The organism is Streptomyces qaidamensis (genome assembly GCF_001611795.1).
GTDB lineage: Bacteria > Actinomycetota > Actinomycetes > Streptomycetales > Streptomycetaceae > Streptomyces > Streptomyces qaidamensis.
The window spans coordinates 3,022,815-3,037,234 of sequence record NZ_CP015098.1 but is presented as its reverse complement, the minus strand read 5'-3'; the positions used below and the strand labels follow the sequence as shown (position 1 = coordinate 3,037,234).

Here is a 14,420-nt window from a genome sequence, read left to right as displayed (position 1 = left end):
GCGCGAGCCGACGGGACGGGTGGGTCCGGCGTGATCGGCGTCACGTTGTCGGTGATGTGGTGCAGACTGGCCTGGTCCGCACCACGTCAGGGAGCGCATCGTGACCGCGTCCACCGCCCCGGCCGGAAAGGGCCCCACCGGAAAGGGATCGCCCCGCCAGAGCCAGGTCGATCCCCTCGCCCCGCTGCGCACACCGGACGACCCGCCCTGGGACGTCTACCTCACCGGCACCGTCTTCCTGGACATCATCTTCACCGGCCTCGACTCCGCCCCGGTGCGCGGGACGGAGTCCTGGGCGCGTGGGATGGGGTCGAGCCCCGGCGGCGTCGCCAACATGGCGACCGCGCTGGCCCGCCTCGGCCTGCGCACGTCCCTCGCGGCGGCCTTCGGCGACGACCACTACGGCGACTACTGCTGGGACGCCCTGGAGCACGGTGAGGGCATCGACCTCTCCCCGTCACGCACGGTGCCCGGCTGGCACTCCCCGGTGACGGTCTCCATGGCCTACGAGGGCGAGCGCACGATGGTCTCGCACGGCCACGAGCCGCCCCACGAGGAACCGGCCCCGCAGTGCCCGCCCCGCGCGCGTGCCGCCGTCGCCTCCCTCGCCCCCGGCGTGAGCGCGCCCTGGATCGCACAGGCCGCCGGCAAGGGCACCCGCGTGTTCGGTGACGTCGGCTGGGACGACACCGGGGCGTGGGATCTGGCCGGGCTGCCCGACCTGCGGCACTGCGAGGCGTTCCTGCCGAACGCGGAGGAGGCGATGCGGTACACGGGCGCGGACTGCCCCCGGGCCGCCGCGCACGCCCTGACCGCGTACGTGCCGCTCGCGGTGGTCACCCTCGGCGCCGACGGGGCGTACGCGGTGGACCGGCGTACGGGGGAGACGGCGGAGGTGCCGGCCATCGCCGTCGAGGCGCTCGATCCGACCGGGGCCGGTGACGTGTTCGTCGCCGGGTTCGTGACCGGGACACTGGCGGACTGGCCGCTGGCGGACCGGCTGGCCTTCGCCGGGCTGACGGCGGCGCTGTCGGTGCAGGAGTTCGGCGGGTCGCTGTCGGCGCCGGGGTGGTCGGAGATCGCCGCGTGGTGGCGGAGGGTGCAGTCGGTCGAGGGCCAGTCGGCGGTGGCCCTGGAGAGGTACGGCTTCCTGGCCGACCTGGTGTCGGAGGAACTGGTGAGGCCCTGGCCGCTGCGGCGTGCCGTCCCCACGATCGGTTTCCGCCGCTCGGCGTGAGGCGCCCGGCCGCAACCCCGACTCCAAAACCCCTACGGCCTTGTCACTCCCCCGTCGTACCCTGGGAATCGCGAGGCCGCCCTCAGCTGCGCGGCCGTGACGAGGAGGAACCGCAGGCCTTCAGCGCCGGCCCATGACTCAATCATCGACAGCTCACACCCCCGCGCAGGAGCAGGCGAGAGCACAGTTCACTGTCCCCGCCCAACACCCCATGGTCACCGTCCTGGGGTCCGGCGACTCCCTCCTGCGCGTGATCGAGAAGGCCTTCCCGGCGGCCGACATCCACGTCCGGGGTAACGAGATCAGCGCGGTCGGCGACCAGAAGGACGTCGCCCTCATTTCGCGCGTGTTCGACGAGATGATGCTGGTGCTCCGCACCGGGCAGCCGATGACGGAGGACGCAGTGGAACGCTCGATCGCCATGCTCAAGGCGAGCGACAACGGCGAGAGCGACGGCCAGGAGACCCCGGCCGAGGTGCTCACGCAGAACATCCTGTCCTCGCGCGGCCGCACGATCCGTCCCAAGACGCTCAACCAGAAGCGCTACGTCGACGCGATCGACAAGCACACGATCGTCTTCGGCATCGGTCCGGCGGGCACCGGCAAGACGTACCTGGCGATGGCCAAGGCCGTGCAGGCCCTGCAGTCCAAGCAGGTCAACCGCATCATCCTGACCCGCCCCGCGGTCGAGGCCGGAGAGCGGCTCGGCTTCCTCCCGGGCACGCTCTACGAGAAGATCGACCCCTACCTGCGCCCCCTCTACGACGCGCTGCACGACATGCTCGACCCGGACTCGATCCCGCGGCTGATGGCGGCGGGCACCATCGAGGTCGCGCCGCTGGCGTACATGCGTGGAAGGACCCTCAATGACGCCTTCATCATCCTGGACGAGGCTCAGAACACGAGCCCCGAGCAGATGAAGATGTTCCTCACCCGCCTCGGCTTCGAGTCGAAGATCGTGATCACGGGTGATGTCACGCAGGTCGACCTGCCGGACGGGACGAAGAGCGGGCTGCGGCAGGTGCAGGACATCCTGGAGGGTCTGGAGGACGTGCACTTCTCCCGGCTCTCCTCCCAGGACGTCGTCCGGCACAAGCTGGTGGGCCGTATCGTCGACGCGTACGAGAAGTACGACACCACGCACGGCACCCAGAACGGCGCGCACAAGAGCCGCGGCAAGTCCGGGCACAAGGGGAAGTAGACACACACAGCACCATGTCGATCGACGTCAACAACGAGTCCGGCACCGAGGTCGACGAGCAGGCGATCCTCGACATCGCCCGCTATGCGCTCGCTCGGATGCGCATCCACCCGCTCTCCGAGCTCTCGGTGATCGTCGTGGACGCCGACGCCATGGAGCAGCTCCACATCCAGTGGATGGACCTCCCGGGTCCGACGGACGTCATGTCCTTCCCGATGGACGAGCTGCGCCCGCCCTCCAAGGACGACGACGAGCCGCCGCAGGGGCTGCTCGGTGACATCGTGCTGTGCCCCGAGGTGGCCACCAAGCAGGGGGCCGAGGCCGACACGCAGCACTCCATGGACGAGGAGCTTCAGCTGCTCACCGTCCACGGTGTGCTGCACCTGCTGGGCTACGACCACGAGGAACCGGACGAGAAGGCCGAGATGTTCGGCCTCCAGGCGGCCATCGTGGACGGCTGGCGCGCGGAGCGGGGCCTGACCGGCCCGTCTCCGGCGCCGACGGTCTCGTAACGCCGCCGATGAGTCCACAACTCGCCCTGGGCGCCATCGCCCTGGTCGTCGTGGCCTGGCTCGCCGCCTGCGCGGAGGCGGGCCTGGCGCGCGTCTCCAGCTTCCGCGCCGAGGAGGCCGTGCGCTCCGGCCGCCGCGGCAGCGCCAAGCTCTCCCAGGTCGCGGCCGACCCCACCCGCTACCTCAACGTGGCGCTGCTGGTCCGCGTCACCTGTGAGATGGCAGCGGCCGCGCTGATCACCTACGGCTGCCTGAAGGAGTTCGACGGCACCACCGAGGCCCTCCTGGTCGCCATCGCGGTCATGGTCCTCGTGTCGTACGTCGCCGTCGGCGTCTCCCCGCGCACCATCGGCCGCCAGCACCCCCTGAACACCGCGACGGTCTCCGCCTACGTCCTGGTGCCGCTGGCACGGATCATGGGCCCCGTCCCGTCGCTGCTGATCCTCATCGGCAACGCGCTCACCCCCGGCAAGGGCTTCCGGCGCGGCCCCTTCGCCTCCGAGGCGGAGCTGCGCGCCCTGGTCGACCTCGCCGAGAAGGAGTCCCTCATCGAGGACGAGGAGCGCCGCATGGTGCACTCCGTCTTCGAGCTGGGTGACACCCTCGTCCGCGAGGTGATGGTCCCGCGCACGGACCTGGTGGTCATCGAGCGTTTCAAGACCATCCGCCAGGCCCTCACCCTCGCCCTGCGCTCCGGCTTCTCGCGCATCCCGGTGACCGGCGAGAGCGAGGACGACATCGTCGGGATCGTGTATCTGAAGGACCTGGTCCGCAGGACGCACATCAGCCGCGACGCCGAGTCCGAGCAGGTGTCCACGGCCATGCGCCCGGCGTTCTTCGTGCCCGACACCAAGAACGCCGGCGACCTGCTGCGCGAGATGCAGAAGGAACGCAACCACGTCGCCGTCGTCATCGACGAGTACGGCGGCACGGCCGGCATCGTCACCATCGAGGACATCCTGGAAGAGATCGTCGGCGAGATCACCGACGAGTACGACCGTGAACTGCCGCCGGTCGAGGAGCTCGGCGAGGACCGCTTCCGCGTCACGGCCCGCCTGGACATCAGCGACCTGGGCGAGCTGTACGGCCTGGAGGAGTACGACGACGAGGACGTCGAGACGGTCGGCGGCCTGCTGGCCAAGGCGCTGGGCCGCGTCCCCATCGCGGGAGCCTCCTCCGTCGTAAACCTGCCCGACGGCCGGGCGCTGCGCCTGACCGCGGAGGCCGCCGCCGGCCGCCGGAACAAGATCGTGACGGTGCTGGCGGAGCCGGTCGGTCCGGCGGGCCCGCACGGCGAGGAGAAGCCGGAGTGACCCCGCAGGAGTTGCGCGCGTTCTGCCTGTCGTTCAACGCGGCGGTGGAGGACTTCCCGTTCAGCCCGGAGATCTCGGTCTTCAAGGTGCGGGGAAAGACGTTCGCCCTGTCGTTCCTCGACGCGCGCCCCCTGAAGGCCAACCTCAAGTGCGACCCGGAGGAGGCGATCCGGCTGCGCCGCGAGCACGAGGGACTCATCGTCCCCGGCTGGCACATGAACAAGCGCCACTGGAACACGGTCACGGTCGACGGCGACCTCCCGGACCAGCTGGTGCGGGAGCTCATCGAGGACTCGTACGACCTGGTCGTGGCGGGCCTGCCCCGAGCGGACCGCCTCCGCCTCGACCGCCCCTGACGCTTCCGTATGCTCGGATCATGACCGACAGCAGCGCGCTCGACCCCGAGGACCGCAAGATCGTCACCCTGGCCCGTTCCGCGCGGGCCCGCAACGGCGTGCCCGAGGGCGCGGCCGTACGGGACGAGACCGGACGCACCTATGTCGCGGGCACCGTGGCCCTCGACTCCCTGAAGCTCAGTGCCCTGCAGACGGCGGTGGCGATGGCGGTCGCCTCGGGCGCGACGTCCTTGGAGGCGGCGGCGGTCGTGACCGAGGCGGAGACCGCGTCCGCGGAGGACCGGGCGGCGGTGCGGGACCTCGGCGGTGCGGGGACGCCCGTGCTGGTGGCAGGGCCCGACGGAACGGTCCGGACCACCGTCACCGCTGGCTGAACTTCGCTGTAACCGGCGGTAATTAGGCCAGTTTTCAACCTTGCCGCCGCCTGCCCCCCACGCATCAATGGAACCGTCAGTTCCGACGGACCGTCAGGTTCGACTCTCGGCGGTGTGCCCGCATCCATGCGCCGAGCGGTCCGCCCCCCCACGGAAACGGAGCCGGAATCCCATGAGATGCAAGCGAATCGGAGCAGGTGCGGCACTGGCGGCCGGGGCCCTCGCGGTCACCGGGCTCGCCTTCGCCCCCGCAGCCCTCGCCGTCACCCCGCAGACGGCGACGATCAACGCCGACTGCGGCACCTTCGGCAGTGGCGAGGCCACCCTCACGGCCACGCAGGACGGCACCGCCGCCACCCTCACCGTCAAGTCCTCCGCCATCACCGCGCCGATCGGGCTCGGTGAGGACTCGATCTCGTCCACCCTCACCCTGGTGAAGAGCGGCGGCGGCACCGTCGACTTCACCGGCACGGAGAACCCGGCGATGGCCGCCGGGGCTCCCGTCGAGGTCGGCCCACTCAGCGGCACCGTGGCCTCCGGCGACAGCCTGGAGGCCTTCGGCGGCTCGCTGAGGATGACCGTCTTCGGCATCACCATCACCTGCACGGCGAGCGGGCCGCAGTCACCGGGCCCGTTCGTGTTCGACTGACCCTCCGCGCACAGGTGCGGGCCGGGTGCCTACAGGGCGTCCGGCCCGCGCTCGCCCGTCCGCACCCGCACGACCGTCTCGACGGGCAGCGCCCACACCTTGCCGTCGCCGATCTTGCCGGTGTGCGCTGCCTTCACGACAGCGTCGATGACGGCGTCGGAGTCCGCGTCCTCGACGACGACCTCGATCCGGACCTTGGGCACCAGGTCGACCTGGTACTCGGCGCCGCGGTACACCTCGGTGTGGCCGCGCTGCCGGCCGTAGCCGCTGGCCTCGCTGACGGTCAGGCCGTGCACGCCGAGTTCCTGGAGGGCGTTCTTGACCTCGTCGAGGCGGTACGGCTTGACGATCGCGGTGATGAGCTTCATGCCTGGGTGGTGACCTTCTGGGCGTGGGGGACGACGGAGGAGGAGACCGGGGCGCCGTGGCCCAGGACCCCGTGATCGTAGGCCGTCTCGGCGTGCACCGTAAGGTCCAGGCCGGTCTGCTCCTGCTCCTCGCTCGCGCGCAGGCCCATCGTGACGTCGATCAGCTTGCCGATCCCGTACGTCACACCGAACGCGTACACCGCCACCACGACCACGGCCACCAGTTGCCTGCCGAGCAGGCCGGGGCCGCCGCCGTGGAGGAGGCCCTCGGCGCCGCCCGTCATCGACCGGGCGGCGAAGACGCCGATGAGGAGCGTGCCGATGACACCGCCGACCAGGTGGACGCCGACGACGTCCAGGGAGTCGTCGTAGTTCAGCTTGAACTTCCAGCTCACCGCGTACGAGCAGACGGCACCGGCGGCGAGGCCGACGACCAGCGCGCCGAGCAGGGAGACGGACCCGCAGGACGGGGTGATGGCGACCAGACCGGCGACCGCGCCGGACGCTGCGCCCAGGGTCGTCGGGTGGCCGTCGCGCTTCTGCTCCACGAAGAGCCAGCCGAGCAGGCCGGTGCAGCCCGCGGCGAGGGTGTTGAGGAACGCGGCCGCAGCGAGACCGTTGGCACCGAGCGCCGATCCGGCGTTGAAGCCGAACCAGCCGAACCAGAGCAGACCGGCGCCCAGCATCACCATGGGCAGGTTGTGGGGGCGCATGGATTCCTTCTTGAAGCCCATCCGCGGGCCCAGGACCAGGCACAACGCCAGTCCCGAGGCGCCGGAGACGATCTCCACGGGCAGTCCGCCGGCGAAGTCCAGCGCACCCAGCCTCTCCAGGATCCAGCCGCCCGGGCCCCACACCCAGTGCGCGACCGGAACGTATACGAGCAGCGCCCACACCGGCACGAAGACCAGCCAGGCGCCGAATTTCGCCCGGTCGGCGACCGCGCCGCTGACCAGGGCGGCCGTGACGATCGCGAAGGTGAGCTGGAAGGTGGCGAACAGCACCGTGGGCACCGTGCCCTGGACGCTGTCCGGGCCGAGGCCGCTCATGCCGACGTGGTCGAGCCCGCCGATGAGCCCTCCGGCGGCGTCCTCGCCGAAGGCGAGCGAGTAGCCGGCCGCCAGCCACACCACCGTGACCAGGGCGATCGACACGAAGCTCATCATCAGCATGTTGAGCACGCTCTTCGTGCGGACCATGCCGCCGTAGAACAGGGCCAGGCCCGGGGTCATCAGCAGGACGAGGGCGGTGGCGGCGAGCAGCCAGGCGGTGTCGCCGGTGTCGGCGCTTGCGGCGGCCAGAGGCACGGTGTCTCCAACGGGTGGGGGCTCCGGGGGCTCGTCAGAGATTCACCGGCCTGCGTTTCCGGTTGTGTACGGGTGTGTTTCCGTGACGTTTCGTTGCGTGAGGGTTTCTGGAAGCTCACGGGGCACGTCCGGTGCGAGGCGGCTCCGAGGATCAGGGACAATGGGCGCCATGAGCGTTCGTACCCCGTCATCCGAAGAGCCGGCCGGAGCTGTCCACAGGGCTGGCTTCGCCTGCTTCGTCGGCCGCCCCAACGCGGGCAAGTCCACCCTCACGAATGCTCTGGTCGGCCAGAAGGTGGCGATCACGGCGAACCAGCCGCAGACGACGCGGCACACTGTGCGGGGCATCGTGCACCGCCCGGACGCCCAGCTGATCCTGGTCGACACCCCGGGCCTGCACAAGCCGCGCACGCTGCTGGGCGAGCGGCTCAACGACATCGTGCGCACGACGTGGGCCGAGGTCGACGTGATCGGCTTCTGTCTCCCGGCGAACGAGAAGCTCGGTCCCGGTGACCGTTTCATCGCGAAGGAACTGGCGTCCATCAAGAAGACGCCCAAGATCGCGATCGTCACCAAGACCGACCTGGTGGACGGCAAGACGCTCGCTGAGCAGCTCATCGCGATCGACCAGCTCGGCAAGGAACTCGGCTTCGAGTGGGCGGAGATCGTCCCGGTGTCGGCGGTCGGCGACCAGCAGGTGGGCCTGCTGGCCGACCTGATCGTCCCGCTCCTGCCGGAGGGGCCGGCGCTCTACCCCGACGGCGAACTCACCGACGAGCCCGAGCAGGTCATGATCGCGGAGCTGATCCGCGAGGCTGCGCTGGAGGGCGTCCGCGACGAGCTGCCGCACTCCATCGCGGTCGTCGTGGAGGAGATGCTCCCCCGTGAGGACCGCCCCGCCGACAAGCCCCTCCTCGACATCCACGCCTTCGTCTACATCGAGCGCCCCAGCCAGAAGGGCATCGTCATCGGCCCCAAGGGCAAGCGCCTGAAGGAGGTCGGCATCAAGTCCCGCAAGCAGATCGAGGCGCTGCTCGGTACCCCGGTCTTCCTCGATCTCCATGTGAAGGTCGCGAAGGACTGGCAGCGCGATCCCCGGCAGCTGCGCAAGCTGGGGTTCTGAGGCCCCGCGAGGCGGTTGCGCAAGTCCCGCCTCCTGAGGTCCGGGCGCCGCGCTATAAGGCCCTGCCCAGGCTCGCCCACACCGCGTTGCCGCCCGTGAGGGTCGAGCGGGTGATGCCCCAGGCGTCGGCTATCTCCCGTACGAGCAGCAGGCCGCGGCCGTTCTCGTCGTCGGGGCCGGGGCAGCGGTCGGGGATGCCGCGGCCCGTGAGGTCGCCGTCGTGCACCTCCAGCCGGAAGCGCGCGTCCGTCATCAGCTGCACGCCGCACAGGATCCGTTCGCCGAGCGTGTGCAGCACGGCGTTGGTCACCAGCTCGGACACGAGCAGCACGGCGTTCGCGCACGCCTCCTCGGGCACCTGCCACGCGGCCAGCCGCGCGCGCATGGCATGACGGGCGACTCTGACGCTGGTCCGCTGCGACGGCAGCTCCAGCCAGTCGGTGCGGTCCGGGCGCACCGCGTCCAGGAACCGGGGAGTGGATGTCGTGTGGGGGGACACGGCGATCGCCTTCCGTGGGGGGGGGGCGAAGTCATGGAAGGGGCGAGCGGACAACGGACCGGCCGGATGGGGGAGGGGACGCTTCCGGCACCCTGGTCACACAAGTAACTATGCTCGGAGAGCAGTTCACGCTGCAACCATCTCCCTGAGGATCCGTACGGCATCGTGCGCCGCCTGCTGGACGTGCTGCCCTCGGGCAGCGCCCTGGCGCTGAGCCACTGCACGCCCGACTTCGACCCGTCGACCTGGCAGAAGGTCACCGACATCTACACCTCGGCCGGGACCCCGGTGCGGTTCCGCTCCCGGGCGGACGTCGCCCGCTTCTTCGACGGCCTGGACCTGCTGGAGCCGGGCGTCGCGGTCGGCCACCGCTGGCGTCCGGACGCCGCGGAGGGCGACGCCCCGACGGACGCCGAGGTCAGCCTCTGGACCGGGGTGGGCATCAAGCCGTGGTGCCCTGCGCCCTCAGCAGCTCCCGGTACCAGTGGTACGACGCCTTCGGGGTCCGCTCCAGGGTGCCGAAGTCGACGTGGACCAGACCGAAGCGGCGTGCGTAACCCTCCGCCCACTCGAAGTTGTCGAGCAGGGACCACACGAAGTAGCCGCGCACGTCGACGCCCGCCGCCACGGCCCGGTGCAGGGCCCGGACGTGGCCGTCCAGATAGGCGATCCGGTCCTGGTCGTCGACGCCCGGGTACGAGCAGCCGTTCTCGGTGATGACGACGGGCGGGAGCCGGTCGCCGTAGCGGTCGCGGAAGGTGGTGAGGAGCTCGGTGAGGCCCTCGGGGACGACCGGCCAGCCGAAGTCCGTGACCGGTCGGCCCTCGATCTCGCGGACGGAGAAGGGCAGTTCGGCGGGCATGGTGACCCCGCCGAACTCGATCTCCGCGCCCTGCGGGGCACCCACCCTGGTCGGGGCGTAGTAGTTGATCCCGTACCAGTCGAGCGGCTCGGCGATCACCTTCAGATCGGCCTCGACGTCCCCGGGCATCAGCTCGCCGATGCCGTCCGGGTACCGGCCCAGCAGCAGCGGGTCCGCGAACAGGCGGTTCAGCAGCAGGTCGTAGAAGTCCGCCGCCTCCAGGTCCGCCGCCTCGGTCGACGCCGCCCAGGTCGGGCCGTGCGAGTTGGCGACGCCGACGTCCGTGGCGCCCGCGGCGCGCAGGGCCCGGACGGCCAGACCGTGGGCGAGCAGCTGGTGGTGGGCGACCGGCAGCGCGTCGAACAGCAGCTTCTTGCCCGGCGCGTGCACGCCCAGGGCGTGGCCCAGCAGGGTGTGCTCGGCGGGCTCGTTCAGGGTGATCCACTTCGTCACGCGGTCGCCGAGACGGCCGGCCACCTGGGACACGTACTCGGCGAAGCGCTCGGCCGTGTCCCGCTCCAGCCAGTCCAGGTCCGCGGGCAGGTCCCAGTGGAACAGCGTGGGCACCGGACGGACGCCCGCCGCGCACAGGTCGTCCACCAGCCGGTCGTAGAAGTCCAGGCCCTTCCCGGACCGCACGCGCGGCCAGGAGATGGAGAAGCGGTAGGCGTTCACGCCCAGCTCGGCCAGGAGCGCCACGTCCTCGCGGTGGCGGTGGACGTGGTCGCAGGCCACCGCCGCCGTCGAGCCGTCCTTCACCCGCCCCGGCTCGGCTGTGAAGGCATCCCACACGGACGGCTCGCGCTCGTCCGCACCGCCCTCGATCTGGTGCGCCGAGGTGGACACGCCCCAGAGGAAGCCGGCCGGGAAACGGGGGATCGGGTTGCCTGCGTCAGTCGCCATGCGCTGGATCATCCGTACCGGCGGTAACGGAAGTCAACGGCCGGGCGGGAAGGAGCTGTTGCCCGGCCGGTGGCGTGGACCCGTTACACCCCTTCCTCCGTCACGCCCCTTCCTTCAGCACCCGTGAGATCAGCTTCCGCTGCTCGTCCGTCAGCCGGGGATCCGCGCAGTACACCGTCTTGCCGTCCACCGTGAGCTGGTAGCTGAACCCGTCCGGGACCCCGACCGGGGGCGTGCTCCGGCCGGCGGCCAGGGCCTCCCCGGCCAGCGTGTGCCACTCGGAGGCATCGGGCCGGCCCGAGGTGTCCACCTCGGCATGCCGATCGATACCCGCGAACCCGCCCGTGCGCCGCACCTGAATACGCATGGCACCTGTCTAGTACGGAACTACAGGGTCCGCACCCCGACCTGCTCCCAGCCCTTCGCCACGGCGTCCAGCTCCTCCCCGTCGCCGAAGCGTTCCCGGGCGGCCTTGACGGTGAGCGTGGCGAAGTCGGGGAACATCGCGTCCTGCCTCAGCTCGCCGCCGGTCAGGACGTCGTACCAGACCTGCCCGGCCCGCTCCCAGGCGTGCCCGCCGAGGGCCGTGGCCGCGAGGTAGAAGGCGTGGTTCGGGATGCCCGAGTTGATGTGGACACCGCCGTTGTCGCGGCCGGTGCGCACGAAGTCGTCCATCGTCGCGGGCTGTGGGTCCTTGCCGAGGACGTCGTCGTCGTACGCCGTGCCCGGCTCCTTCATGGAGCGCAGCGCCGTCCCCGTCACCCGCGGGGCGAGCAGGCCCGCGCCGATCAGCCAGTCGGCCTCGGCGGCGGTCTGGCCGAGCGTGTACTGCTTGATCAGGGCGCCGAAGACATCCGACAGGGACTCGTTGAGCGCGCCGGGCTGGCCGAAGTAGGTGAGGTTGGCCGTGTACTGCGTGACGCCGTGCGCGAGTTCGTGGCCGATGACGTCGATCGGGATGGTGAAGTCGAGGAAGATCTCGCCGTCCCCGTCGCCGAAGACCATCTGCTCGCCGTTCCAGAAGGCGTTGTTGTAGTCGCGGTCGTAGTGCACGGTCGCGCTGAGCGGGAGGCCGTTCCCGTCGATCGAGTCGCGCTGGTAGGCCCGGAGGAACAGCTCGAAGGTGGCGCCGAGACCCGCGTAGGCGCGGTTGACGGTGGCGTCCTTGCCGGGCTTGTCGCCCTCGCCGCGGACCTTGTGGCCGGGCAGGTCGGTGCCGTGCCGGGCGTCGTGGATCGTGCGCTGCGGCCTGCCGTCGGCGACCGCGGCGACGGCGCTCGCGCCGATGACCGTCGTGAGGCGGCGCTGGGTGCGCTCGAAGGCGTCGCGCTGCAGGGTGCGGCGGGCCGGGCCGGCCAGCGCCGGGTCCTCGGCCTGGGCGAGCTTGTCGAGGACATGTGGCGGGACAATGGTGCAGAAGACGGGCTCGAAGCCCCCGTGGGTCGTCATGCCCGGCACCCTTGCACTGCGTGACGAACCTGTCACTAGTCGCCACCATGATTGGTGAAATACCGGGACAACGAACTTCACGCTCCGTGGCGAGTGGTATGGCGAAGTGGTATAGGGCACTTTTTGTCCCGTATGCGTGTCCGGTCCCGCATACTGATACGACCCCACGCGCCGGGGAGAGGCTCGGCTAGCATGCTGCGCATCATGCGTTTCGGGCTGCTTCTCCTTAGCTGCCGCGGCGAGGGCCTGTAGTCGAGGCCGACTCCCTCCCCGCGGAGCTTGGTGCTGCGTCGTCGGCCGTCCTTCCGGACACCCTCTGAGGAGCCCTAAGCATCATGGCGAACCGCCAGCAGCCCAGTTCCATGCCGATCCACAAGTACGGCCGCTACGAGCAGGTCGACATCCCGGACCGCACCTGGCCGCAGAACCGCGTCACCACCGCCCCCCGCTGGCTCTCCACGGATCTGCGTGACGGCAACCAGGCCCTGATCGACCCCATGTCGCCGGCCCGCAAGCGCGCCATGTTCGACCTGCTGGTGAAGATGGGCTACAAGGAGATCGAGGTCGGCTTCCCGGCCTCCGGCCAGACCGACTTCGACTTCGTGCGCTCCATCATCGAGGAGCCCGGGGCCATCCCCGACGACGTCACCATCTCCGTACTGACCCAGGCCCGCGAGGACCTGATCGAGCGCACGGTGGAATCCCTGAAGGGCGCCAAGCGCGCGACGGTCCACCTGTACAACGCCACGGCGCCGGTCTTCCGCAGGGTCGTCTTCCGCGGTTCCAAGGACGACATCAAGCAGATCGCCGTCGACGGCACGCGGCTGGTCATGGAGTACGCGGAGAAGCTGCTGGGCCCGGAGACCGAGTTCGGCTACCAGTACAGCCCCGAGATCTTCACCGACACCGAGCTGGACTTCGCGCTGGAGGTCTGCGAGGCGGTCATGGACGTCTGGCAGCCCGGCCCGGGCCGCGAGATCATCCTGAACCTGCCGGCGACCGTCGAGCGCTCCACGCCCTCCACGCACGCCGACCGCTTCGAGTGGATGGGCCGCAACCTCTCCCGCCGCGAGCACGTCTGCCTGTCGATCCATCCCCACAACGACCGCGGCACCGCCGTCGCCGCCGCCGAGCTGGCCCTGATGGCCGGCGCCGACCGCGTCGAGGGCTGCCTGTTCGGGCAGGGCGAGCGCACCGGCAACGTCGACCTGGTCACCCTGGGCATGAACCTGTTCTCGCAGGGCGTCGACCCGCAGATCGACTTCTCCGACATCGACGAGATCCGTCGTACGTGGGAGTACTGCAACCAGATGGAGGTCCACCCGCGCCACCCGTACGTGGGCGACCTGGTCTACACGTCCTTCTCCGGCTCCCACCAGGACGCCATCAAGAAGGGCTTCGACGCCATGGAGGCCGACGCGGCCGCCAAGGGCGTCACCGTCGACGACATCGAGTGGGCCGTCCCCTACCTGCCCATCGACCCCAAGGACGTCGGCCGCTCCTACGAGGCGGTCATCCGGGTCAACTCGCAGTCCGGCAAGGGCGGTATCGCCTACGTCCTGAAGAACGACCACAAGCTGGAACTGCCGCGCCGGATGCAGATCGAGTTCTCCAAGCTCATCCAGGCCAAGACGGACGCCGAGGGCGGCGAGGTCACGCCGAAGGACATCTGGTCGGTCTTCCGGGACGAGTACCTGCCCAACCCCGAGAACCCGTGGGGCCGGATCCAGGTCAAGAACAACCAGTCGACGACCGACACCGACGGCGTGGACACGCTGAAGGTGGAGGCCACGGTCGACGGCCAGGACACCGTCCTGACCGGTTCCGGCAACGGTCCGATCTCGGCCTTCTTCGACGCCCTGCAGTCCGTCGGCATCGACGTACGCCTGCTGGACTACCAGGAGCACACGATGAGCGAGGGCGCCTCCGCGCAGGCCGCCTCCTACATCGAATGCGCCATCGGCGACAAGGTCCTGTGGGGCATCGGAATCGACGCGAACACGACGCGGGCCTCGCTGAAGGCCGTCGTCTCGGCCGTCAACCGCGCGGCTCGCTGACCAGCCGTACGGGTCTGCGGCCACCGGCCGCTCACCGATGCCGCAGGGGCTCCGTCCGCCGATGTCCGGCGGGTGGAGCCCCGTCGCATACCGGCCATTGTCTGTGGAGGTCACGGAAAGGTCTCCTCCGGGGTGCTGACTCCTCGTCTCCGATGTGGCTAACATCACGCAAGCACGGCGACGTTGCCGTGCGGCATGACGGAGGTGCGA

Annotated in this window: 15 protein-coding genes and 1 pseudogene; 10 read left to right on the top strand and 6 right to left on the bottom strand. The window is 70.3% G+C overall.

Annotation, left to right across the window (positions count from 1 at the left end; genetic code table 11):
- Positions 1-100 precede the first annotated feature (100 nt).
- The 7 genes from A4E84_RS13310 (at position 101) to A4E84_RS13280 (ending at position 5,642) form a co-directional block, all read left to right on the top strand.
- Positions 101-1,237, top strand: coding sequence for a carbohydrate kinase family protein (locus A4E84_RS13310; RefSeq protein ID WP_062926785.1), 1,137 nt, complete (start codon positions 101-103; stop codon positions 1,235-1,237).
- A 133-nt stretch (positions 1,238-1,370) separates the two neighbouring features.
- Positions 1,371-2,438, top strand: a complete 1,068-nt coding sequence (locus A4E84_RS13305; protein ID WP_079128954.1) for a PhoH family protein — start codon at positions 1,371-1,373, stop codon at positions 2,436-2,438.
- Between the two features lie 14 nt (positions 2,439-2,452).
- On the top strand, positions 2,453-2,950 hold the full coding sequence (gene ybeY, locus A4E84_RS13300; protein WP_062926783.1) for an rRNA maturation RNase YbeY: 498 nt from the start codon (positions 2,453-2,455) through the stop codon (positions 2,948-2,950).
- An 8-nt stretch (positions 2,951-2,958) separates the two neighbouring features.
- Positions 2,959-4,263, top strand: a complete 1,305-nt coding sequence (locus A4E84_RS13295) for a hemolysin family protein (RefSeq protein WP_062926782.1) — start codon at positions 2,959-2,961, stop codon at positions 4,261-4,263.
- A complete protein-coding gene (locus tag A4E84_RS13290; RefSeq protein WP_062926781.1) occupies positions 4,260-4,619 on the top strand; it encodes an MmcQ/YjbR family DNA-binding protein in 360 nt (119 codons plus the stop codon). Before A4E84_RS13295 ends, A4E84_RS13290 begins: the two co-directional genes overlap by 4 nt.
- Positions 4,620-4,639: 20 nt before the next feature.
- Complete coding sequence (locus A4E84_RS13285; RefSeq protein ID WP_062926780.1) at positions 4,640-4,993, top strand: hypothetical protein; 354 nt, start codon at positions 4,640-4,642, stop codon at positions 4,991-4,993.
- Positions 4,994-5,165: 172 nt separating this feature from the next.
- Positions 5,166-5,642, top strand: coding sequence for a hypothetical protein (locus tag A4E84_RS13280; RefSeq protein ID WP_062926779.1), 477 nt, complete (start codon positions 5,166-5,168; stop codon positions 5,640-5,642).
- 29 nt (positions 5,643-5,671) lie between these two features.
- Here A4E84_RS13280 and A4E84_RS13275 read toward each other — a convergent pair whose 3' ends face one another.
- Both A4E84_RS13275 and A4E84_RS13270 read right to left on the bottom strand, forming a co-directional pair.
- The gene (locus tag A4E84_RS13275; RefSeq protein WP_062926778.1) at positions 5,672-6,010 is read right to left on the bottom strand and encodes a P-II family nitrogen regulator; all 339 of its coding nucleotides are present in this window, start codon (positions 6,008-6,010) and stop codon (positions 5,672-5,674) included.
- Complete coding sequence (locus tag A4E84_RS13270; protein WP_062926777.1) at positions 6,007-7,317, bottom strand: ammonium transporter; 1,311 nt, start codon at positions 7,315-7,317, stop codon at positions 6,007-6,009. Before A4E84_RS13270 ends, A4E84_RS13275 begins: the two co-directional genes overlap by 4 nt.
- A 160-nt stretch (positions 7,318-7,477) precedes the next feature.
- On the opposite strand from A4E84_RS13270, the gene era reads away from it, so the two are divergent.
- Positions 7,478-8,440, top strand: coding sequence for a GTPase Era (era, locus tag A4E84_RS13265; protein WP_418082199.1), 963 nt, complete (start codon positions 7,478-7,480; stop codon positions 8,438-8,440).
- A gap of 52 nt (positions 8,441-8,492) precedes the next feature.
- Here the strand turns inward: era and A4E84_RS13260 are convergent, their stop codons facing one another.
- A complete protein-coding gene (locus tag A4E84_RS13260) occupies positions 8,493-8,939 on the bottom strand; it encodes an ATP-binding protein (protein ID WP_079128953.1) in 447 nt (148 codons plus the stop codon).
- 147 nt (positions 8,940-9,086) lie between these two features.
- Here A4E84_RS13260 and A4E84_RS40640 point away from each other — a divergent pair.
- Positions 9,087-9,389, top strand: a pseudogene (locus A4E84_RS40640) (SAM-dependent methyltransferase); the annotation flags it as partial.
- Here A4E84_RS40640 and A4E84_RS13255 read toward each other — a convergent pair.
- The 3 genes from A4E84_RS13255 to A4E84_RS13245 all read right to left on the bottom strand — a co-directional run bounded on the left by A4E84_RS13255 (position 9,382) and on the right by A4E84_RS13245 (position 12,153).
- Positions 9,382-10,704, bottom strand: a complete 1,323-nt coding sequence (locus A4E84_RS13255) for a GH1 family beta-glucosidase (RefSeq protein WP_062926776.1) — start codon at positions 10,702-10,704, stop codon at positions 9,382-9,384. The pseudogene A4E84_RS40640 and the gene A4E84_RS13255 overlap by 8 nt on opposite strands.
- A 100-nt stretch (positions 10,705-10,804) precedes the next feature.
- Complete coding sequence (locus A4E84_RS13250; protein ID WP_062926775.1) at positions 10,805-11,071, bottom strand: protealysin inhibitor emfourin; 267 nt, start codon at positions 11,069-11,071, stop codon at positions 10,805-10,807.
- Positions 11,072-11,091: 20 nt separating this feature from the next.
- Complete coding sequence (locus A4E84_RS13245; RefSeq protein ID WP_062926774.1) at positions 11,092-12,153, bottom strand: M4 family metallopeptidase; 1,062 nt, start codon at positions 12,151-12,153, stop codon at positions 11,092-11,094.
- Between the two features lie 335 nt (positions 12,154-12,488).
- On the opposite strand from A4E84_RS13245, the gene leuA reads away from it, so the two are divergent.
- Positions 12,489-14,210, top strand: a complete 1,722-nt coding sequence (gene leuA, locus A4E84_RS13240; protein WP_062926773.1) for a 2-isopropylmalate synthase — start codon at positions 12,489-12,491, stop codon at positions 14,208-14,210.
- Positions 14,211-14,420: the final 210 nt, after the last annotated feature.